Consider the following 22,597-nt stretch of genomic DNA (forward strand, 5'->3'; position numbering starts at 1 on the left):
ACTCTCTAGTGGTGTTAATTAATACAGAGACAATGTTTCGATATTTAGATGAAACATTGGTGTTAGATAAAGAATGTCCGAGGACTAATAACCCTATTGAAGGTGGGGTAAACGCACAACTCAGACGTTTATTGCGGTACCATCGAGGGATGTCTGTAGAAAAACGCATAAAAGCGGTCTTTTGGTGGTGTTATTTACACTCACCAAGACCGCTTCCTGCAAAAGAAATACTTAAGGTAATGCCAACTGATGCGAGTATTTCTAAAATATATAGATCTATGAATGAAAGAGCCCAACTTCAAGGCATAATTCCAACTTGGGGGGATGCCATTTCTTGGGGTGATTTGCATAACTATGACAAATTATCTTTCAATGATTGGGATTAAAGTACCAACACGTTTTGTCCTATAACCCTCTTTTTATTTATCTATTTTACTTGAAAGCGCCTACCAAAGCAGCCACACTAGGACGGCTGATCAATGCTTTCACTAAAACAGAGCCAAGAACGGCTGGGATTGTTTGACCTACGATAAGGTTCAATACTAATGGCCAGTATGGAAGGCCAAGCAACGGGCTAAGCCATAACGGCACGCATAATGCAGGTACAAAGATGATTGGCAACATCGCCCACCAAGCGCTAAGGCCAATTTTACGCATACCTACGATAATACCTGTTGTTAAAATACCGACGCCAAAGCCGCCCATCATATCGAGGATACCAAGACCACCGAATAGGAAGTTAGAAATGAGGTTGCCAATCCCCATTGGAATTACCAAGAACGGAAAGGCATAAGCAAGTGCATATAATGATGTTGCTATACGAATTTGATACGCTCCGAAAGAAACGCTTTGCGTTAAATATAGTACAACGATGTACAATGCCACAACCATGGCAGAAATAGTCAATTTACGTGTAGTAATCATAACACTCACCTCCTCAAATAAAAAAGCATGGCAAAACTACCATGCTATAAATGCTTATGAATTTCCGTAGTTTTGTTTAGAGACAGGATGGTTTCAAACTGTCTTATTTAGTTGTCGCCTTTAGGCAATACTAATATTAGCATATATCTAATATTTTCGCAATCAATTTGGTTGTAGGCGGACTTATATGTAAATCTACTATTAGTGTTAAGTTGGTAAGGACGGGGTGTCAGGAGATACCTTTCCTCATCGCTCCACTGGCTATACGGTCATCGGCCTAGGGCCTCGACCTGCCAAAGTCGCTCTTTGAAAAGGTATCTCCTGCCACTGCGAATTTAGTTAATCAACAAATAAACTAATATTAGCGACGTAGAAGTCCACCTCAAGGCAAACATAGTATCTTATCTATTAGTTTATATACAAAGTAGCTCCCTAAATGGCGGCTACTAATATAATCCAGTTTTAGTAGATATAGAGAAATTCTATTATTGTGCTGGGTCTTTAACACTATTTGCTTCAAAGGCAGTTTGTCTGTCGATGCAGGTACCGCAGTGTCCGCATGGTTTGTCGCCGCCTTCGTAGCAGGACCATGTTAGGTGGTACGGAACGCCTAGGCGTAGGCCTTCTTTTACGATGTCTGCTTTGTTGGAGTTGATGAAAGGTGCTTCTAGAGAGCATTCTTTACCAGATCCTTCAAAGATGGCGTCGCCCATGGATTTGTAGAAGTGTTCTGTACAGTCTGGGTATGCATTGCCAGCCGCATCATCGCTATGGGCGCCATAGTAGATATATCCGCAGTCTAGAGATAAGGCTAAGGAAGCCGCCGCAGATAGGAATAGACCATTTCTAAATGGTACATAGGTGCTAACTGTGCCTTCCCCTTCTGTTTCTTGTTGTTCTTTATAGGAACCTTGAGGTATTTCCTCTGTGGATTGGGTCAATAAAGAGCAATTGCTGAAGGCAAACAATTTAGTGACATCCATTGTTTTACCTTCAATACTGTAGTGCTCTAAAATAGCTGCGGCCGCTTCTAGTTCTTTGCTATGCTTTTGACCGTATTGAATGGATAAAGGCACTACATTGTCTTTTCCAAATCTTTCAATGGCAAGGGCTAAACATGTAGTACTATCTACACCGCCGCTAAATAGTACGACGGCCTTCTGTTTTTGAGCCATATTATCTCCTTTTAACTATTACAACAGCCTCATCCGTAGATGAGGCTGTGCTTTTACATTCCTTAAAATTTTATAGATCAATTACCAATTCTACTGGGCAGTGATCAGAGCCAAAGATTTGTTGATGAATCTTTGCTTCTTGAATTTTGTCGTCAAGACGTTTAGAGGTGATGAAGTAGTCAATTCTCCATCCTGTATTCCGCTCACGAGCTTTGCCCATGTAGGACCACCAACTATATTGCTCAATTGCATCTGGATAAAGGTGACGGAATGTGTCTGTGAAACCAGCACCTAACAGTTCTGTCATTTTTGCACGCTCTTCATCGGAGAAGCCTGCATTTTTACGGTTTGTCTTAGGATTTTTAAGGTCGATTTCTTGGTGCGCTACATTAAGGTCACCACAGAGAATGACTGGTTTTTTCTTATCTAATTCAAGCAAATAGTTGCGGAATGCGTCTTCCCAAGCCATACGGTACTCAAGACGAGCCAATTCACGCTGGCTATTCGGTGTATAGCAACATACTAAATAGAAATTGTCATATTCAGCAGTAATAACACGGCCTTCTTGATCGTGTTCTTCAATGCCAATACCATTAGTTACGGACAACGGTTTAATACGCGTAAATACAGCGGTACCACTGTAGCCTTTTTTCACAGCGCTATTCCAATATTGCTCATAGCCTGGCAATTCCAAAGAAATTTGTTCTGGTTGCAATTTCGTTTCTTGCAAACAGAAAATATCTGCATCTAATTCATTAAAGGATTCCATAAAACCCTTTGTGACAGCGGCGCGTAGGCCGTTTACATTCCAAGAAATTAATTTCAATTCTTACTCCTTTGCGATACTTCGCATCAATCTAATGTTATTCACCGTATTTAACTTGGTGAAAGTCTCTTTCACATAAAATATAAGCAAAGTTTTTGCTTAATATAAGCTAATCTAAAAATTATATTTTAGCGATATTACTACTTTTTATGTTTTTTTGCATGTCTAGCTTCAGCGCGAGCCTTGCGCGCATTTTCGTTAGCCTTAAGGTCGCTTTCACGTTTCTCACGGAAATAATTAGCCACTGTAGACAAAATAAGAACTACTAACACAGTAACATTAAACATACCTGGGCCAAAATTATAGATGTGATAACACATATAGGCAAAGGCAACAACCGTTAACAATTGCTTTAAAAGATTCATTTGACCTCCTATGTTAGTTTAATGTTTCTACACCTGTATTAAGCGGGAATCCTTCATAAGTTACCCAGTCACTAGAGCTACCAACATATAATGCGGACTCCAAGCCGACTTCGCTCATAGTTAACAATGCATTACAAGCTGTAACACCAGAGCCGCAATACGTTACAACAGGTCGATTTTGATAAATTTCATTATAATACTCAGCCTCTAAGTCTTTTACAGACTTCGGACCATCGACAGTATAGCCACTTTCATAGAAATGATTAACAGCACCAGGAATATGTCCTGTCATACCATCCATCGTATCTACTTGTGATCCATCGTAACGGAAAGGCGCACGAGCATCAATGATAACATGGTCACCACTTTCACTAGCCTTAAGTACCTCATCACGACTCATAACCATATGCGTTTGCAATTCATAGTTAAAAACAGACGGTTCAGCTGGTAACGGAGTTGGTTCTTTAGTTAGACCATGACCTTCCTTAACCCAACGTTCAACACCACCAGACAATACGCGCACATCCGTTAAGCCCATATAACGCAACATCCACCAAAGGCGTCCCGCTAAGAAAAGCCAAGAGTCATACACAACAACCTTGGAATCACGAGTGATACCATAAGACTCAAAGGTATGAGCCAAACGCTCCATATCTGGCAATGGATGTCGGCCGCCATGCTCGCCCAAAGGACCTGTTAAATCCTTATTTAAATCCACCGCGTAAGAACCTTTAATATGGCCTTTTTTATAATCTTGATAGCCTCGAGCATCTAAAATAATGACCTCATCGAGACAAGCTAACAATTCATTAGGAGTGATAAAATTTGACATAGGTACTCCTTTCATATAATTATATCGAAAAATACAAATCTGATAATATTATTATATACGAGTACAAGAGGATATACAATTTATTTTGGTACAGTGAAAGTTATTTAATACCTTAAGATGTAAAGCAAACACAAAAAAGCCCCTATCTAAGATAGGGGCTTAAGCGTGATTAAATATTAGGCTTATAGACGTTTATATATGGCATCTACCGCATCAATATCAGCAGGAAGCCAATCCACAGAATATAAAGTATCTTTTGATAACCATTTAGCTGCTTCATGCTCTACTAACGTAATATTAGAGTCATTTACTAAGGAGCATAAATAGCAATGCATTGTTAAATCAAACTTTTCATAGCCAGTATATTCAATGGTAATAATATGCTCTTGAACATTAATATCAGCTTCTAGCTCTTCTTTGATTTCTCTAATAAGGGCTACATCATGAGCTTCACCTGGTTCAATTTTACCACCTGGAAACTCCCATCGATCCTTTAGATCACCATAACCACGTTGCGTTGCTAATATGGTATTGTCCTTTTTTATAATAGCAGCTACAACTTCAATATGTTTTCGTTGTTCACTCATATATATCCTTATCCATTTACAATATAATCATAAATATCATCCCGTACAGGTACTTCAAGTACATATTCTAATTCTACTGCTGCAGTACCATTGGCCATTGAAATTTCTTTAGCATGCTCCTGACCGGTAGAATGAATGGGTCCTAAATAATAAAACTCTTTAGACTCCTCATCATCTTTGTTCTTCCTTACAAATAAATGCATTGCAACACCTAATGCATCAGCATTAAATGCAGTTTGTACATCATCAGAGGTAAAGGTTCGTTTATTCTTAGATATAGCTTTTAGTAATCCTGGATTTTCAAATCTATCCTCATACTTAATAGTATCTTGAATATCATCAGCTTTATGATAGTTGATAAACACAGGATATGTTTTTGTTTCCTTATGAAATTTATATCCTCCAATATTGAGAGGTACTTCATTTTGAGGCCACTCTAATAATTGGCAAACTTGTTCATATGTATATTTTTCATATAAAGCAAATGGTGTATTGCCATAAATATTATCTTTATACCTTTCATTAAACTCCTTGAAACCATATGTAACAAGTTCTTGAACTTGTTCTTTAAAATTATTATCTTCTAAAGCCTGTTTAAAAATTGGAGATATACCATACTTACCATTAGAGAACTCAATAAATTCACTATCTTCAAAAGTCTTTTGTGCTACTTGAACGCCAAATCGATTTGTCATCATATTGATAAGATTAATTCGTCCATATTCAGATAAATCTACATTGTAATTATTATAAAGTTCTTCAGATACATAGTTAATGATATCGTCACGACCATCTAATAATGCCTGTAAAACTATAAGCTCTCGGGCACGCATCCCTACCGTTAATTTTTGAGATATAAAATGCAACATTCGCTCCTGAACAGGCGTAAAGGATATATCATAGTCCTTATCCTTAATCTTTATCAAGAAATGATGATAGGACTTAAATTTACTAAAAATTCTACTTACATCAATGGAGCCATGATCGGCAAAATCAGCAGTTTTAGGAATACGCCCCAATTTAAAACGTAAATTAAAATACGCTTCCTTTATTAATTTCATATCTGAAAATCGAGCAGTATCAATAGACTCATAAATACGCTGTTTAGCTATTTTATCAAAGTGCACCGTCGAGGTACCTGGAATAATACGATTACCAGCCTGTACATAACGACGTAAAGTGTCTTTGTTATAACTCCTATCACCAGATAATGCTATAGGAATCATAAAGTTATTGGTATAGTTACCGATAAAATCTAAAATAACAACATATTCCTTGTCTTCAAATTTACGCAAACCACGTCCGAGTTGTTGAATAAAAATGATTGGACTTTCAGTTTGACGTAACATAATAACTTGATTAATCTCAGGGATATCAACACCTTCATTGAATATATCAACCGTAAATATATAGTCAAGCTGCTCATCTATACGACCTTGGTATTCTCCTGTACCAGTTAAACGAGCAATTGCTTTCTCCCTAACTTCTTGACTATCTTCACCAGTTAAACAAATCGTACGATAAGCACCACGTTCATTAAATGCATCAGATAACTCTTTAGCTTCAATTCTATTAGCACAGAAAACAAGCCCTTTTACACGACTACCACTATGTCCAAAGTAGCGAATCTTTTCTATAATTTTATCTACTCTCTCCTTTGTAGATAAATTCGAGAAAGATACGTCCATATCGGATATATCTTCTTGAGTATCCACCCATAAATCACTAATCCCAAAGTAGTGGAATGGGCAGAGTAAATCCTCTTCTAAAGCCTGTTGTAAACGAATTTCGTAAATAATATTGTGGTCAAATAATTCATACAGATCATAACCATCAGTTCGTTCTGGACTTGCAGTCATCCCCAATAAAAACTGTGGTTCAAAGTATTCAATTATGCGTTGATAACTATCTGAACCTGAACGATGTACTTCGTCAATAATAATACAATCAAATTCCTTCGGATCATACTGTTTCATTACATCATCTCGACCCATCATTTGCATGGTCGAAAATACATGTGTTGCATTATAGTATTTCGCATTTCCTGATACGAGTCCAAACTGAATTGAACTGTCGTTATAAATTCGTTCAAAGCTTGCAATCGCTTGCTTCGCAATTTGTTCACGATGGACTAAGAATAAAATTCTTTTAGGCTTCATCTCTCGCATAGCAAAAGCGGCTGCATAAGTTTTACCAGTACCCGTAGCAGATATCAAAAGGCCTCTTCTTGCATTATTAGCTCTTAGCTCATTGAAGTTAGCAATAAACTGTTGTTGCATGCTATTTGGTTCTAAATGAACCAAATCTATAGCTCTAAATTGTTCTGCTACAGTTTTTTGAGAGGCTCGCTCAGGTCGTACCCATCTAGGTTTATACCACGGAATAAACGCTTCATAAGGAATGGCAAACTCGGAATTCCAATATAGATCAAACTCTTCTGTAATTTCCCGGGCATATGTATCACTACAATGCGCTTCAGACCGAGTATTCCATTCACGATTTTTCTTTAATGCATTAATAGTTAAGTTAGAGCTGCCGACAATAATTTGATAAGATTCATCTTTTCTAAAGATATACCCTTTTGTATGAAAGCCATGACCACTACCATTTGTAGTGCAATAGACTTTTAAATCAATATTCTTTAAATTTCCTAAGTCTTCTAAAACTTCTGGACTATTAAAGCCAAGATAGTCTGTCGTTAATATACGACCTCGAACACCACGATCTTCTAATTCCTTAAGAATTGGCTTTAATGTTAGTAAACCTTCTGGTGTTATAAATGCTACAGATATTAAAAACTCATCACAACTTCGTAAGCCATCTTCAATAGCTGATAAAACATTACGACCTTCCCCATTAGCAATAAGTTCTGAAGATGTAGCAAAATTAATTAAACGATTCGATTCTGACATAACGAACTCCCCATATGATTAATACTATACTTGCTATTATACCAGCCGCAGCAGCAGCGTCTAGAGTATATATATTTTTATACCCAAAACCTTATATATTCATTTGATATGCACTCTATTTCATCTGTAAATCGCAATGTATAAATATTAATATATGTTCACATCGAATAATTTCATCAATCCCTTATGATTATTACTGGTATACGTCTTTTTTGTCGCTTAGAGTTGTGATATAATGTAACTAATTACTCTTAGGGGCGTAGTGCGCCCAAATGGATCCAAAAGAGTTAGTGTGTTTGCAAGGAGCGTACGCAGTTGAAAAAGGGGTACATCAAGTTAATAGCGGCCATTGTACTCGGTGCGGCTATTATCGGTGGTGGGATTTATGGAGTGTACACACTTCTGTCATCCAATACAACGACAATTTTATATCGATCAACAGTTGACGATAAGATCAACGCAATTCGTCCTTATATTGTCGCATTAGACACATATAACTCATACAGCGTAGCTTATGCTAACCAATTACAACCAACTCTTGAAGAGTTACGTAATAGTTCCCATAACACGACGATTACCTTGCCTAAATATAAGGAGCTCAAAACCGCTTTAGAAGCAGCAAAACAAGATAGTTCTACTCCATATGAAGACGTAAACCAAGCAACAAATGACGTACTGGCCGTACTTGATCAAATTATTCCGATTGCAGATCAGTTGCAAGCTTACTATGTAGAACGTCGATTTGAAAAAGATAATTTTAAAGGCAGCGATGAACTAGCTGCACAATATGTACCATTAGCTGAACAATTCTATGCTACGTATAATGCATTAGATTTAGCTTTAGATAATCGTAACAATGAACTCTACACTGAGCGTATGAACGAGTATCAAGGCGAAAAACGCGAAAATGCGGTTAATTTTATTGAATTAAACCTCATGACAGCACAAACTATCGACCTTATTGATCCAGATGGAAATACGGATACGCAAAAGGTTGAGGCTAACTTACAGCAAATTTCACAACGTATTAACAAATTACAACCCGGTACGACTCCAGAAACACAAAATGCTGTACGAGAGTATCAAGATGCTGTAAAAGAGTTTGTTGCAGAAGCCCGCAACTACATTATTATTAACTCATCTTATGGCGAAGCCTATACGCAATTATTTATTAAGTATAATAAGATGATTAATAAGGCTAATTCTGTAAATATGGCAGACTTAGATGTAACAGAGAAAAATAAAAAATAAAGATATACAAAAAGAGGACCAAATGGTCCTCTTCTATTTTGTCTATTTAAGTTTAAGGTCTTTTGTAATGATGTAGTATTCAGACGGTGTCATCTTAATACCATCAATCTTCTTATTACCTACGATATTGACTTTAGGATAGCCTAAGAATAATGCTACAGCGTTATCTAGCATGAGTTGTTGTGCGTTGATAACAGCATTACGGCGTGCCACAGGATCGTTAGCGCTTTCACCAAGGGCTAACAATTCATCAAAACGTGGATCGGAGAAGCCTGAGCCATTAGTTTCAACGCCTGTACCCCAATATTGTTTCAAGAACCATACTGGTTCACCTGTATTAGCAGTTACTACACTAGAGATAATCATGTCATAATCTCCAGATTGAGATAATGTGTCAATCACAGCATAGTCTACGATTTTAATTTGTAAATCTACGCCGATTTTTTTGTAGTCTGCTTGTAATGCTTCTGCATATAATGGCAATTCAGGACGAGATGTATAAGCATAGAAATCAAGTACTAGGTTTTCACCATCTTTATCTACAATGCCGTCGCCATTCGTATCTTGATAGCCTGCACGTTTAAGTAATTCTTTAGCACGTTCTACATTGTATTTATTAGGATCGCGCAATTGGTCAAAGCCATAATCAATGGATGGTGGCAATGGAGCCTTACCCGGTACAAATGTATCCTTCATGAGATTCTTCGCATAAGACTCGCGGTCGGCTGCGGCAATGAGTGCTGCACGCAAATCAGGATTTTGAAGCTTGCCTTTTTGCCCCATACGAACAAATACGTCACGCAAGGAAGCTACTTCATAGATAGTAAAGTTCTTATCATTTTGGAATATACCGTATTCGCCAGGACCAATGCTAACGGCCATATCTACATCGCCCGCTTGTAATGCCATGGCACGTGTGTTGGCATCGTTAATAGATGGAATTTCAACCTTAGCAAAGCCTACCTTACCATCCCAGTAATTATCGTTACGTTTGAGTTCTGCACGCTCTTTTGTGAAAGAGGATACTACATATGGACCCGTACCGATAGGACCTTCCTTAGCAATATCACGACCATCAGCCTCTGCTGTGATATCCATAATTAGGAACAATGGATCCCCAAGTAAGTTTGGCAAGTTATAGTATTCCTTGTCAGTCTTAATCGTAAGCTCCTGCCCCTTAGCGGTGATTTCTGTATAGTTAAAGAACGTTTTTGCTCTTTTACTCTTCGCAAAGGTTCTTTCTAGAGATGCTTTTACAGCCTCTGCTGTCAAACTTTTACCATTTGAGAATTTTACTTTATCGTTGATGGTGAAAGTCCAAGTCAGCTTGTCATCTCCTTGTTTCCAAGAAGTAGCAAGCCATGGTGCCGCTTTCATTTGATCGTCAAACTTGATAAGCGTTTCACCTACGCCAAATCGTACAACAGCCCAGCTAAAATAGTTTTCTGTTGGTTCTAATGTACCTGCAAAGCTAATGGCCCCTACCTTTAATACATCATTAGACGGAGCAGCGTTTTGATTCATACAACCAACAGTGCCTAGCACAGTCATACCTAAGGTCATACCAATTAATAAAGCCTTGCGTAAACCTTTCATTTACACACCTAACCTTTCTACATTCATTAACTATTATGTATGCTCAGACACTCACTATGTTGTGCGTTAACATAACCTAGTAATCCTAACTCAATTTTACAACAGTTAATATAGAGAGAATCTATGTATATCATTTCATATGAGCATATTCCATTATACCTATAGGGGTATATTCCATATAGTCAACTATACTATATATTCGGTGTTAACACAATAAATACTTATAAAAGATTTCGATATATCTATTTTAAAACATCCATATCTATATTTCATATAAAAAATAGCAGTTAGCTTACAAGCTAACTGCTATTGTAATGTACCTACAGGATTTAAAATTCTATATTTTAAATCTATACACTCAAAGTTTAATTTTTAAAATCTATATACGCTTAAATGTATTTCTTATACTATGCTTCTAATGCAGCCTCTTCCAGTGTAAGTGGCTTATGATCTTGGCCAATTTCAAAGATGGAGCTCAATAGAACCTTTGTATAAGGATGCTCCGCATCAGCTAAATGAAGTGCATCTAGCTCTTCAACGATAGCACCTTTGTACATTACGACCACCTTGTGGCACATGGTACGAATAAACGCAATATCATGAGCAATAAATAGGTATGTTAAATTTTTCTTTTTTTGTAAACGCGCCAATAAATAGGCAATGGAGTCTTGTACAGATACATCTAGAGCACTAGTAGCCTCATCTAATACGAGAATTTCAGGCTCTAACACGATAGCACGCGCAATGGCCACGCGTTGACGTTGACCACCAGACATTTCATGAGGATAGCGATGCATAAACTCGCGAGGTAAATCTACCATTTCAAGATAATCACCAGCAATTTGTTCCTCTGTTCCCTTTTCAAGAAGACCAAAGTTGTATAGTGGCTCAAGAATAATATCCTTTACCTTCATACGCGGATTAAACGCCGCAGATGGGTCTTGGAATACCATTTGAATTTTCTTACGGTATTCTTTTGTTTGCTCAGAGTTCATATGCTGAATCTCTACGCCATCTACATAAATCTCACCTTCCGTAATAGGCAGCATCTTCATGATCATACGAACCAAAGTCGTTTTACCAGAGCCAGATTCTCCTACAATCCCAAGGGACTGGCCTTTTTCTAAGGTAATATTGATAGTCTTACACGCTTCGAGCTCACCACCAGTAGGAAGTGGGAATCGTTTACATACATTTTTTAATTCTACAGCGTAGTTAGTCAATGTAACGACCTCCTTCCAATGTTGGTACAGCATCTTTTAATTGTTTCGTATATTCATTAGATGGGTTTTCTAAAATATCTTGCGGTGTGCCAGCATCAACAACACGGCCCTTTTTCATAACAATGATATAGTCGGACATATAGGCCGCTACACCAAGGTTATGCGTTACCATTACGATAGCAGAATTATGCTCTTTAGCAAGTTCTAGCATTTGCATAACAACTTGTGATTGTGTTGTTACATCTAAAGCAGATGTAGGTTCATCACCAATTAATAACGCAGGATCCAGCGCTAATGCCATAGCAATGCCCACACGTTGGCGTTGACCGCCGGATAACTCATGTGGATAACGGCGCAATATATCTGCCCCATTAGGGAGAGAAACAGATTCTAATAACTCAATTGCTCGTCGATCACATTCATCATTGGTAATTTCTATATGAGATTTAAATAATTCTCTAAACTGTTTACCAATGCGAACTATTGGGTCTAAAGCACTACCACTATCTTGGAAAATCATGGCCATGTCTTTACCACGTATAGCTCTCCATTCAGACTTAGATAGGGTGCGAAGGTCTTGACCATTAAAGAGCATTGTACCATCTGTGACCTCACCACCTATAGGCAATAAACCCATGAGGGCCCGGATCACGGTAGTTTTACCAGATCCAGACTCACCTACGATGGTTAATACCTTACCGCGTTCCAAGGTAAAGTTTACATCCATAACAGCAGGCACACCTTGGTACGCGATGTTAAGGTTTTCTACAGTTAGTATGTTATCTGCCATTATAGCTCCTCACTATTTTGTAATTTTGTTAGTAATCCAGTAGTAGTCACTTGGGTACATTACAGCACCTTTCAAGTAAGAACCAGTAATAATATTAGTTTTAGGGTAACCTAAGAACAATGCAGCGCCATCATTCATCAATAATTGTTGAATTTGGATTGCATATTCACGACGTTTTGCAGGATCAAATTCAGTTTGAGCAGCATCTAACAATTGGTCAACTTGTGGATTGGAGTAACCAGAACCGTTTTGAGGGTTGGAACCATTATCATTAGTATGCCAGTAGTTAGCTAAGAACCAGATTGGATCGCCTGTATTAGCAGTTACGATATTAGAGATAAGCATATCATAGTCGCCCTCTTGACCCATTTTATCGATCAAGTTGTAGTCAACTGTTTTGATTTTCATATCGATACCAACTTTTTTAAGGTCTGCTTGAACAGCTTCCGCATAAAGTGGTAATTCTGCACGAGAGTTATATACAACGAAGTTGAATGTCAATGGTTTGCCATCTTTATCAAGGATACCATCGCCATCAGTATCTTTCCAGCCATCTTCAGCTAATAATTGTTTAGAACGTTCAGGATTATACGCATTAGGATCTTTCAAGTCCTTGAAGCCATAGTCCAAAGATGGTGGAATTGGAGCGGAACCAGGAAGGAATGTACCCTTTAATAATACATCTGCATAGTTTTTACGGTCTGTTGCAGAGATTACAGCAGCACGTACTTTATCGTCCCCAAGAACACCTTTTTGGTTGATACGAGCCAATACTACACGAAGAGATGCAATTTCATCTACTTTAAACTTATCATTACCTTGGAACAATCCAATTTCACCAGGGCCGATATTCACAGCCATATCGACATCACCAGACTGTAAGCTCATAGCACGCGTATTAGGGTCATCGATGGAAGGAATTTCAACAGTCTTGAATGGTACTGCACCATCCCAATAGTTTTCGTTGGCAACCATTTCAGCACGTTCTTTTGTGAAAGATTTTACTACATATGGGCCTGTACCGATAGGACCTTCTTTAGCAAAGTTACGACCATCTTTTTCAGATTGTACGTCAACAATTAGGAATACCGGATCCGCCAAAAGACCTGGCATATTAGGATATTCTTTATCTGTTTTGATAATTAATTGTTGGCCATTTGCTTCAATGGATTCATATTTAAAGAATGTTTTTGCATGATTAGATTTTTCAAAAGAACGTTCGATAGATGCTTTTACAGCTGCTGCATCAACCTTTTTACCGTTAGAGAATTTTACCTTATCATTGATAGTAAAAGTCCAAGTTCTATGGTCTGGAGATACTTCCCATTTAGAAGCAAGCCAAGGTTGAGACTTCATTTGTTCGTCAAATTTAGTCAATGTTTCACCTACACCATAACGCATTACAACCCATGAGAAGAAGTTTTCTGTAGGATCTAATGAGGATGCGAAGTTAGTTACACCAACTTTTAACACATCCTTGTTAGCAGCGCCATTATTTTCAGAGCCACAACCAGCGATGAAGGAACCCATCATAACAATACTGAGGCCTGCTAAGAGAGCTTTTTTCCAAGATTTTTTCATATAAAATCTCCTTGTACAATTACATACAAAACATAATAATTTACACATCACAACTATGACAATCCCACATAGTCAGTGATGGAAAAAACATACATTACAATCTATTCACCTAGATACTTTCACAAAAGACAGTTCTAGAAAATGAATACATCTCATAGATTACCCTTGATTCTTCGGATCTACTACGTCGCGCAAGGAATCAGACCAAAGGTTAAAGATAGCTACTACGATAAGGATAGACATACCAGGGAATGCCATGAGCCATGGACTCGTTTGCAAGTACTGACGACCCTCGTTAAGCATAAGGCCCCATTCTGGAGTCGGTGGCTGAGCACCAAAACCTAGGAAGGATAGACCTGCTACCTCAATCATGATAGCCCCAATATCTAAAGCGCCTGTGGTAATAACGAGAGGCATGATATTAGGAATAATATGACGTCTAAGAATTGTAGATGTATTAGCACCCATCATGACAGCTGCCGTTACATATTCCTCGCCGCGCACCTTAAGCGTCATAGAACGTACAATACGAGCATATTTTGCCCAACCTACAACAGATAAGGCTAAAATCGTATTTACAATGCTACCACCTAGAATACCAGCAATAGCAATAGCCAATACGATACCAGGGAAGGATAACATGATGTCTGCAAAGCGCATAAGAACCATTTCAACTTTACCGCCAAAATAGCCTGCTGCAGCACCGATAATAGTACCAATGCTTACCATGATAACAACGATACTGACACCCATAAACAAGGATAACTGTGTACCATAAATGATGCGAGACAATACATCACGACCAAGCTTATCTGTACCAAACCAATGTTGACTACTTGGCGCTTGTAATGCTTGACTCAGATTTGAGCTAAAAGCATCACCCGGAGCAAGCCATGGTGCAAATATAGCTATGAGAACTACCACAAGCATCAAGGCGCTATAGAAAGAGAACAATTTATGTTTTTGAATAAATTCTGCCATTATGCTCTCTCCCTTTTTAATCTAGGGTCTAACAAGATATATGACGCATCAACTAATGCATTAATACACATATATGCTAAGGCAACCCACAACACAAAACCTTCGATCAATGGATAGTCGCGCATGGTAATGGCATATACTGCCATATTCCCAAGGCCAGGCCAGGAGAATACCATTTCAATAACTGCAACACCGCCTAATAACCAACCGATAACAACGCCCAGTATAGTGATAAGTGGTAATACTGCATTAGGCAAAATATGACCGAATAAAATTTTCATCTCACTCACACCACGAGCACGTGCGCCGATAACATAATCCTTTTGCATTTCTTCAAGAATAACGAGACGAACTTGGCGCATGTACTTGGACCCGACTACAACAGCTAATGTAACGGCTGGTAGAATTACACCGATAGGAGTTACACGAGAAGATGCAATAGGAACAAGTCCTAATTTAAGACCAAAGATATAAATCAGTACAAGGCCTAACCAGAATGATGGCATAGACACGCCTACAAAGGAAGCAACGCGCAACAGATAGTCGATCCATTTGTTTCGATTTAAGGCGCTTATAATCCCTGCCGGCAATGCATAGAGCAATGTAAATACTAATGATGTACCTGCTAACATAACTGTCCCTGGCAAAGCCTCCAACATACGATCTACAACAGGCTTTTTAGCAGAGTAACTCATCCCTAAGTCACCTTGTGCAGCATTCACAACCCAGTTTGCATATTGCACTAAGAACGGTTTATCTAACCCAAGCTGAGCTCGAGTTTCATCGATAAGCTCCTGAGACACGATAGTATCTGCCGTTTCTAGTAACATCGTAACTGGATCGCCTGGTGCTAAATAAGTGAGACAAAATGTTAAAAAAGTAATGCCAAACAGTGTAACAATGAATTGACCTAGCTGTTTAGCAAAGCGTTTGCCCATAGGCGCCTCCTCCTATACTCTCTAAATACTACAATAATCTAAATGAACAACTAATATGCTTATCGCTCCCGATATAGCAGAGGTGCATATAGGAAAACGACAAAAAAGGTTAGTCCACCTGACTAACCTAAATTAAGTATAGTATGTACAATACCATACATTTAGAGCAGGCTTTCTGACTCAGATTCATCGCAACATTTCGGCCTTCCCAGTTTCCCAGTGACCCTATAATGAAACCTTGCTCCTCATTACAGCTATTTGCATAGTATGAGATTTACACTCATTTTCCTCTTTTACGCTCGGTGAATACCGACACTCACTAGTTCATTCGTTTTTATCGATTATAAATATACTATATTAATATCCTATTTACAATACGCATACCCCTTATGGGTATACGTACATCGTAGATTTTCAATATAATTTTTATACTAATAAAAATTATCGATTACTGATTAAGTCTCTATTTATGTATAAACCTATACAAATCACTTTATATATGTGACTTTTTACCGTATTAACTGTATGCAACTGTATATATATTAATTATTATTATAATGGTAATTTTCTCATGAAATTTTTTTATACATACCGAAAAAACTTTTAATCACTTTATCAACTATCAATTATTTATAATCAATAAAACAATAATTGATAAGTTTTGTTAATATGCAAAAAAGAGGCTGTTACTAAGTAACAGCCTCTAATAAGACGAGAGATATTCAGTTAATCGATACTTTGTTGTAAGCGGTGTGCTCTGCGTGTATCCCACGCTTTACGCAAAACATAGATCACGAAACCGATGCTTACCGCTACTGCACTACCTACCATAGCATCAAAGCCACATGCGTAGATTGCATATAAACAGTAGATAACGCCTGCGCCGAACACGTAGTTGGAACGTTTAATGCGGCTTTCAGCTACGCCAGCCATACGCATCATTGTAGGTACTGCCAAGATGCACAATACATACGGTACTACGTTAGTTACAACCGCTAAGTTTACTAAGATTTCAAATTGCTCACGCAAGGAGTCGCTTGCAGTGAACAAAGTAAGTAATGTTTCAACAGCGAGTAAAATGAATACGCCACGAACAGGAGCGTCTTTGCTATTTACACGAGCGAATACTTTAGGGAAGTAACCATGTTCCGCTGCGCTTTTGAATACGCGAGACAATGTGAATTGCCAGCAAAGTAAAGCGCCAAAGCAAGAAATAACCATAGCAGCCATAACGATGTTTGCAATTGTATCATTGAACATGTATACGAATGTCAAACCGAATGGTGCGTTAGAATTTAATAAGTCAACGTTAGGAACGATACCGGCCATAACGTTTGTGGACAAGATGTAAACCACCGCCACTGCTAATGTACCTGCTACAGTTGCAATAGGTACGTTTTTCTTTGGATTCTCAACAGCATCAGCATTAGCCGCTGCGGACTCAAACCCTAGGAAGCCCCATAATGTTAGGGAAATAGATTGTTTTACCGCATCATAAAGCGGAAGATCATTTGGGTTCCATGCCGCCCAATAGATAGACGGATCAAACCAATACCAGCCGATTGTACCGATTAAAAGAACCGGAACAATAGAGCCCCAAATAGTCATGTTGCTGAGTCGACCTGTAAAGCGATTGCCTCGGAAGTTCAAAATCGCTGCAAACCACAAGAGCACAATTGTTACTTGGCTTGTTTGTGTTGCATTAAGGTCAACACCAAAGAAAGCTGCGCCATAACCTACGGCAGAAACCGCGATGGCGATATTAGCAATGATGAGAGATATGCTGTAAGCATAGCTCGCCATAAAATGTCCAGTTTTACCGAAGCGGTGTTCTGCATAACCGCCCATGCCCCCTTTATTTTGGGAGAACATACCCGCTTGAGCAAAAATATACGCTAGTAAAAGCGCACCCACAGCTGTCACGAGCCAAGATAAAACTGAAATAGTACCAACTTGAGCCAAATTAGTTGGTAACATAATGATCCCAGCTCCTAGCATATTGGCTGCTACCATTGTGGTTAGCTGGAATACAGACATTTTTTTAGCGGTCGTTTTCATGTATCAATCCCCTTTCATAAGGTGAATTTTTTCTCGTCCATAATTCACTTAAATATAATATACCGCTAAGTAAATCCAGTTCGTGCTGTGATGGGCTTGAATGTGGATTTACCGTTGTTATTCTTATTACGAATTACATAATAACACCTATGAAACCAAAATGAAAGTACTTTATTGGCGGACAAGCCATATTACACGAATTGAATAAATTATAGGTAATTTATTATCTAAAACGAACAGAACCCATTTTAACAATGACAGTGTATATTTTTACCCTATTTTATTCTGTGTATATATGTAATTTTTCCTATCTATCACGGTTATAGTGTCCTAGTACAAGACTATTATTTTCTCGTAGTCTACTGTATACGTACACAATTTTATACTTTTTTAATAGTACATTATCAATTAGAAACGCCTTTTTATAGGTATTATCTGACTTTTAAACGAAAAAAATCGATATACATATGAGCTTTGAGCTCTATATAGAGCTTCTAAAACAGACTTATATGTATATCGATCTTAAATTTTCAATGTCACAAAAGTAACTATTACTTTGAATGTTACTCTTGTACAGGATGTAGCCCTAAATCAAAACATTAATCTTACTAAAGCAGTTATGCTTGCACAGATTCAACAATCGCTTTCCACTGAGCAATTTGTTTTTCTTCTCCGGCGATAACAGCTTTACCATTGTTCCGTTGTCTTTCCACACATTCTGGAGCTGTACCAGAATAGTTGTTACGGCCAGCTATGCAAGCTTCGATGGAGATAGCATCAAGGATATCTGCATCAAAATGATGTGAGATAGCTTTGAAGTCCTCAACGGATAAATCTAGCAATACACAACCTTTTTCAATGCAATGATGTACAGCATTACCTACGATTTCGTGAGCTTCACGGAATGGAACGCCTTTTTTCGCAAGGTAATCGGCCATGTCCGTAGCATTAGAGAAGTCATCATCAAGGACAGCTTTCATATGCGCCCCATTGACCTTCATACCGCGAATCATTGCCGCATTGATGGACAAGGCAAAATGTACTGTATCAATAGCATCGAAGATGCCCTCTTTATCCTCTTGCATATCTTTGTTATAGGTAAGCGGCAACCCTTTTAAGGTAGTTAAAAGACCTAGTAAGTGACCATAGGTGCGACCAGTTTTACCACGAACAAGTTCACATACGTCAGGATTTTTCTTTTGTGGCATAATGCTAGAGCCTGTGCAATGAGCATCATCGAGTTCAATGAAGTTAAACTCATTGGTAGACCACAAAATCAATTCTTCGCTAAGACGGCTCAAATGCATCATCACAAGAGACGCAAAGGACAAGAATTCAACTACATAATCACGGTCGGATACAGCATCCATACTATTTTCGTAAATACGAGAGAAGCCCAATAGCTTTTGTGTATAGGTTTGATCAATACCGTATGTAGAACCAGCTAATGCACCTGCACCAAGAGGCATAATATCTGCATGCTTAAATACCATCAACAAACGATCAAAGTCGCGTTCCAACATAGAGAAGTATGCCATCATATGATGACCAAATAATACCGGTTGTGCCCGTTGTAAATGCGTATAACCAGGCATGATAACATCACTGTATTTTTCAGCTGTTTCGATGAGCGCTTTTTGCATATCTACGATGAGCTCGCCCATTTCTACAACAGCTTTACGCACGTACATGTGCAAATCTACTGCACATTGGTCATTACGGCTACGGCCGGTATGTAAGCGGCCACCTGCTTCGCCAATATCATCTGTTAGGCGCTTTTCAATATTCATATGAATATCTTCAAGAGCTACGGAGAATGGGAAGTCCCCTTTATCGATTTGGCCTTTTATCTTTGTTAAGCCCTCAACAATAGCGTCCCGATCTGCGTCGGAGATAATATTTTGTTTTGCCAGCATTGTAGCATGTGCTTTACTGCCTGCAATATCTTCGGCGTACATCCGCGCATCAAAAGCGATAGAGGATGTAAAATCCTCTACCGCTTTATCAGTGCCTTTTGTGAAACGCCCGCCCCACAATTTAGCCATTATTTACCTGCCTTTTCTTTCATCAATGCATTAATTTTGAGAGGTAAACCGAACAAGTTGATGAAACCAGCCGCATCAGCTTGGTTGTATACATCATCTTCTTCGAATGTTACGAAATCTTCGCTGTACAAGGAGTATGGAGATGTAGCACCAGCAGAAATGATGTTGCCTTTGTACAATTTAAGTTTTACATCGCCAGTTACAGTTTTTTGAGTTTCATCAACGAACGCTTGCAAAGCATACATCAATGGTGCAAACCACATGCCATCGTATACGAGTTCAGCATATTTGTTAGCAATGAGTTCTTTATAGTGGTATGTAGCTCTGTCTAGGCAAAGATATTCAAGTTCTCTGTGAGCATACATGATGATGGAACCACCTGGGTTTTCGTAAACGCCACGGGATTTCATGCCTACTAATCTATTTTCAACGATATCTACAACGCCTACGCCATAGTGTGCGCCAATTTCGTTGAGTTTTTCTAACAATTGTAATGGAGTACCTTCTTGGCCATCTACCGCTACAGGTACGCCATCTTTGAAGGATACAGTTACATAACCAGCTTCATCTGGAGCTTGCTCAGGAGTATGTGTTACCAAGTACACATCATCTTTAGGAGCATTTGCTGGGTTTTCAAGATCGCCGCCTTCATGGGACAAATGCCATACGTTTTGGTCCATGGAGTACGGATGTTTTTTAGTCGCTACTACTGGAATGTCGTGCTTAGCAGCATATTCCATGCAGTCAGTTCTAGATTTCAAATCCCACTCTCTCCAAGGAGCGATAATTTTCATATTAGGAGCCAATGCTTTGATGGCGAGTTCAAAACGAACTTGGTCATTACCTTTACCTGTCGCACCGTGAGCAATAGCATCAGCACCTTCTTTTTCGGCAATATCTACGAGGATTTTACCAATAAAAGGTCTAGCGAAGGATGTACCTAATAAATATTTACCTTCGTAAACGGCACCCGCTTTTACTGTAGGCCACACATAGTCTTTTACGAACTCTTCTTTAGCATCCACGATGTACGCTTTAGACGCACCAGATTTGATCGCTTTTTTCTCAACTGCATCATAATCCTCAGGTTGGCCCAAGTCTACGCATACGGCGATAACTTCAGAACCATAATTTTCTTTTAACCAAGGAATGATAACGGATGTGTCCAAACCGCCAGAATATGCGAGTACTACTTTATTTGCTTTACCCATGATAACACCTCATAAAAAACTTACAATCTATTTCGACTCATATAATCAATATTATATCAGATCATTGTGAAAGCACCGTGGTCGTATCTGCTACCAACGGTCACTTTCGCCTTCTGACAAAAAATAGTATACACCTGTATAATTATAAATGCAAGCATAATTTTTATTCAATTTAGTAATATATTTCGGAACGTAACTTTCTGAATATAAAATAAGCTATATTATGTATTCGCCTACACAATATAGCTTATTTAGGTATGTTATTTAGGTATGTATTAGTTATATATTATTAAATACTTTAATTGTATACCAAGTTTATATTACATTACTCTTCCACAAGCCCTAATTCTTGTTGGTATGCATAGTCCGCCTCGGCTTGTGTAATCATGCCTTGGTCTACCATTTGTTCTAAGACGAGTTTTTGTCGCGCCTTTGCCCCTTTATAGTTCGTATACGGATCCAAATAGGATGGTGCATTAGGTAATGCTGCGAGGAGTGCACTTTGGGCCAAGGTCAATCGACTCGGACTTGTTCCAAAATAGCCATGGGATGCCTCATAGATCCCGTAGTAGCCATGACCATAATATACAGTATTCAAATACATCGTTAGAATTTCTTCTTTTGAGTAATAATGTTCCATTTCACTAGCGAGAATGGCCTCTTCCACTTTACGACTCATAATTCGTTTGGATGAAAGGAATAGATTTTTCACGAGTTGTTGTGTAATGGTACTGCCACCTTCGACGGTTTCCCCAGCGATAGTGTTCGTATAAAAGGCACGTATAATGCCGAGCACATCAATGGCGCCATGGTTATAATATCGCTTGTCCTCAATGGCAACAAGGGCATTTTTAGTATACTCAGGAATGACGTCACCCTTAACCCAGTGATCTTTTTTAATACGTTGATTCAGTGCTATTTCTACCTTTTCCTTAAAGGTAAATAGACGGATAATCCGGTCCGTACGACTGAGAGTATCTTCACTTTCCTCTATTCGTTTTTCAACAGTTGTATGAGCGTTACTTTCACGATCTGAACCTTGATAACTATGGTATCCGTCGTATATAAACATAGCCAATATGATGACTACCACAAACACCAATAAGTTTCGAAGGTAATGAAATACTTTCATTGCTTTCACCTATTTCATAAAGGCCTGTAGCTAAACACATATAATATAGAGATAATTATATAACAATAGATCTACAGCGCCTAATACATATACAAACACAACGTGTATTAAAAGTATTGTATCACATCAATCAAGAAGAAGATATGAATCATACTAGGTTTTATGGGTGC

General features: G+C 38.4%; 18 protein-coding genes, 1 pseudogene and 1 riboswitch. Of the genes and pseudogenes, 2 read left to right on the forward strand and 17 right to left on the reverse strand.

Annotated elements, in window-relative coordinates:
• Positions 1-386, forward strand: a pseudogene (locus tag VEHSUH06_RS05425) (IS256 family transposase); the annotation flags it as partial.
• A 46-nt stretch (positions 387-432) separates the two neighbouring features.
• Here VEHSUH06_RS05425 and VEHSUH06_RS05430 read toward each other — a convergent pair.
• The 7 genes from VEHSUH06_RS05430 to VEHSUH06_RS05460 form a co-directional block, all read right to left on the reverse strand.
• Complete coding sequence (locus VEHSUH06_RS05430; RefSeq protein WP_105098062.1) at positions 433-924, reverse strand: QueT transporter family protein; 492 nt, start codon at positions 922-924, stop codon at positions 433-435.
• A 485-nt stretch (positions 925-1,409) separates the two neighbouring features.
• Positions 1,410-2,099 (reverse strand): 7-cyano-7-deazaguanine synthase QueC, encoded by a 690-nt coding sequence (gene queC / locus VEHSUH06_RS05435; RefSeq protein WP_105098063.1) that lies wholly within the window; start codon positions 2,097-2,099, stop codon positions 1,410-1,412.
• Positions 2,100-2,169: 70 nt separating this feature from the next.
• Positions 2,170-2,925, reverse strand: coding sequence for an exodeoxyribonuclease III (locus VEHSUH06_RS05440; RefSeq protein WP_105098064.1), 756 nt, complete (start codon positions 2,923-2,925; stop codon positions 2,170-2,172).
• A gap of 140 nt (positions 2,926-3,065) precedes the next feature.
• Positions 3,066-3,290 carry a hypothetical protein gene (locus VEHSUH06_RS05445; protein WP_105098065.1) on the reverse strand — a complete coding sequence of 75 codons (225 nt, stop codon included), beginning with the start codon at positions 3,288-3,290 and terminating at the stop codon, positions 3,066-3,068.
• Positions 3,291-3,303: 13 nt separating this feature from the next.
• Positions 3,304-4,122, reverse strand: a complete 819-nt coding sequence (locus VEHSUH06_RS05450; RefSeq protein WP_105098066.1) for a sulfurtransferase — start codon at positions 4,120-4,122, stop codon at positions 3,304-3,306.
• 182 nt (positions 4,123-4,304) lie between these two features.
• Positions 4,305-4,709 carry a (deoxy)nucleoside triphosphate pyrophosphohydrolase gene (locus VEHSUH06_RS05455; RefSeq protein ID WP_105098067.1) on the reverse strand — a complete coding sequence of 135 codons (405 nt, stop codon included), beginning with the start codon at positions 4,707-4,709 and terminating at the stop codon, positions 4,305-4,307.
• Between the two features lie 8 nt (positions 4,710-4,717).
• Positions 4,718-7,621 (reverse strand): DUF3427 domain-containing protein, encoded by a 2,904-nt coding sequence (locus VEHSUH06_RS05460; protein ID WP_105098068.1) that lies wholly within the window; start codon positions 7,619-7,621, stop codon positions 4,718-4,720.
• A 315-nt stretch (positions 7,622-7,936) separates the two neighbouring features.
• Between VEHSUH06_RS05460 and VEHSUH06_RS05465 the strand changes: the two genes are divergently transcribed.
• Complete coding sequence (locus VEHSUH06_RS05465) at positions 7,937-8,872, forward strand: DUF3829 domain-containing protein (RefSeq protein ID WP_105098069.1); 936 nt, start codon at positions 7,937-7,939, stop codon at positions 8,870-8,872.
• A 42-nt stretch (positions 8,873-8,914) separates the two neighbouring features.
• On the opposite strand, the gene VEHSUH06_RS05470 is transcribed toward VEHSUH06_RS05465, so the two are convergent.
• From VEHSUH06_RS05470 to VEHSUH06_RS05515, 10 genes are all read right to left on the reverse strand, one after another.
• Complete coding sequence (locus tag VEHSUH06_RS05470; protein ID WP_105098070.1) at positions 8,915-10,468, reverse strand: ABC transporter substrate-binding protein; 1,554 nt, start codon at positions 10,466-10,468, stop codon at positions 8,915-8,917.
• Between the two features lie 407 nt (positions 10,469-10,875).
• The gene (locus VEHSUH06_RS05475) at positions 10,876-11,691 is read right to left on the reverse strand and encodes an ABC transporter ATP-binding protein (protein ID WP_105098071.1); all 816 of its coding nucleotides are present in this window, start codon (positions 11,689-11,691) and stop codon (positions 10,876-10,878) included.
• The gene (locus VEHSUH06_RS05480) at positions 11,684-12,481 is read right to left on the reverse strand and encodes an ABC transporter ATP-binding protein (protein ID WP_105098072.1); all 798 of its coding nucleotides are present in this window, start codon (positions 12,479-12,481) and stop codon (positions 11,684-11,686) included. The genes VEHSUH06_RS05475 and VEHSUH06_RS05480 overlap by 8 nt, the downstream gene beginning before the upstream one ends.
• A gap of 12 nt (positions 12,482-12,493) precedes the next feature.
• Positions 12,494-14,062 carry an ABC transporter substrate-binding protein gene (locus VEHSUH06_RS05485; protein ID WP_105098073.1) on the reverse strand — a complete coding sequence of 523 codons (1,569 nt, stop codon included), beginning with the start codon at positions 14,060-14,062 and terminating at the stop codon, positions 12,494-12,496.
• A 159-nt stretch (positions 14,063-14,221) separates the two neighbouring features.
• Positions 14,222-15,043 (reverse strand): nickel transporter permease, encoded by an 822-nt coding sequence (gene nikC / locus VEHSUH06_RS05490; protein WP_105098074.1) that lies wholly within the window; start codon positions 15,041-15,043, stop codon positions 14,222-14,224.
• Entirely contained in the window at positions 15,043-15,981 is a 939-nt protein-coding gene (gene nikB / locus VEHSUH06_RS05495) for a nickel ABC transporter permease (protein ID WP_005385373.1), read from the reverse strand. Before nikB ends, nikC begins: the two co-directional genes overlap by 1 nt.
• A gap of 147 nt (positions 15,982-16,128) precedes the next feature.
• Positions 16,129-16,316, reverse strand: a riboswitch (cobalamin riboswitch).
• 391 nt (positions 16,317-16,707) lie between these two features.
• On the reverse strand, positions 16,708-18,039 hold the full coding sequence (gene potE / locus VEHSUH06_RS05500) for a putrescine-ornithine antiporter (RefSeq protein WP_009352445.1): 1,332 nt from the start codon (positions 18,037-18,039) through the stop codon (positions 16,708-16,710).
• A gap of 617 nt (positions 18,040-18,656) precedes the next feature.
• Positions 18,657-20,084, reverse strand: a complete 1,428-nt coding sequence (gene argH, locus VEHSUH06_RS05505) for an argininosuccinate lyase (protein WP_105098075.1) — start codon at positions 20,082-20,084, stop codon at positions 18,657-18,659.
• On the reverse strand, positions 20,084-21,295 hold the full coding sequence (locus VEHSUH06_RS05510) for an argininosuccinate synthase (RefSeq protein WP_105098076.1): 1,212 nt from the start codon (positions 21,293-21,295) through the stop codon (positions 20,084-20,086). Before VEHSUH06_RS05510 ends, argH begins: the two co-directional genes overlap by 1 nt.
• Positions 21,296-21,620: 325 nt before the next feature.
• A complete protein-coding gene (locus VEHSUH06_RS05515) occupies positions 21,621-22,427 on the reverse strand; it encodes a biosynthetic peptidoglycan transglycosylase (RefSeq protein WP_105098077.1) in 807 nt (268 codons plus the stop codon).
• Between the last annotated feature and the right edge of the window lie 170 nt (positions 22,428-22,597).

This window comes from Veillonella sp. S13053-19 (assembly GCF_002959835.1).
GTDB lineage: Bacteria > Bacillota > Negativicutes > Veillonellales > Veillonellaceae > Veillonella > Veillonella rogosae.

Coding starts and splice junctions, on each gene's coding strand:
- VEHSUH06_RS05430 (WP_105098062.1), bottom strand. CDS start 924: ATGATTACTACACGTAAATTGACTATTTCTGCCATGGTTGTGGCATTG.
- queC (WP_105098063.1), bottom strand. CDS start 2,099: ATGGCTCAAAAACAGAAGGCCGTCGTACTATTTAGCGGCGGTGTAGAT.
- VEHSUH06_RS05445 (WP_105098065.1), bottom strand. CDS start 3,290: ATGAATCTTTTAAAGCAATTGTTAACGGTTGTTGCCTTTGCCTATATG.
- VEHSUH06_RS05450 (WP_105098066.1), bottom strand. CDS start 4,122: ATGTCAAATTTTATCACTCCTAATGAATTGTTAGCTTGTCTCGATGAG.
- VEHSUH06_RS05455 (WP_105098067.1), bottom strand. CDS start 4,709: ATGAGTGAACAACGAAAACATATTGAAGTTGTAGCTGCTATTATAAAA.
- VEHSUH06_RS05460 (WP_105098068.1), bottom strand. CDS start 7,621: ATGTCAGAATCGAATCGTTTAATTAATTTTGCTACATCTTCAGAACTT.
- VEHSUH06_RS05470 (WP_105098070.1), bottom strand. CDS start 10,468: ATGAAAGGTTTACGCAAGGCTTTATTAATTGGTATGACCTTAGGTATG.
- VEHSUH06_RS05480 (WP_105098072.1), bottom strand. CDS start 12,481: ATGGCAGATAACATACTAACTGTAGAAAACCTTAACATCGCGTACCAA.
- VEHSUH06_RS05485 (WP_105098073.1), bottom strand. CDS start 14,062: ATGAAAAAATCTTGGAAAAAAGCTCTCTTAGCAGGCCTCAGTATTGTT.
- nikC (WP_105098074.1), bottom strand. CDS start 15,043: ATGGCAGAATTTATTCAAAAACATAAATTGTTCTCTTTCTATAGCGCC.
- nikB (WP_005385373.1), bottom strand. CDS start 15,981: ATGGGCAAACGCTTTGCTAAACAGCTAGGTCAATTCATTGTTACACTG.
- potE (WP_009352445.1), bottom strand. CDS start 18,039: ATGAAAACGACCGCTAAAAAAATGTCTGTATTCCAGCTAACCACAATG.
- argH (WP_105098075.1), bottom strand. CDS start 20,084: ATGGCTAAATTGTGGGGCGGGCGTTTCACAAAAGGCACTGATAAAGCG.
- VEHSUH06_RS05510 (WP_105098076.1), bottom strand. CDS start 21,295: ATGGGTAAAGCAAATAAAGTAGTACTCGCATATTCTGGCGGTTTGGAC.
- VEHSUH06_RS05515 (WP_105098077.1), bottom strand. CDS start 22,427: ATGAAAGTATTTCATTACCTTCGAAACTTATTGGTGTTTGTGGTAGTC.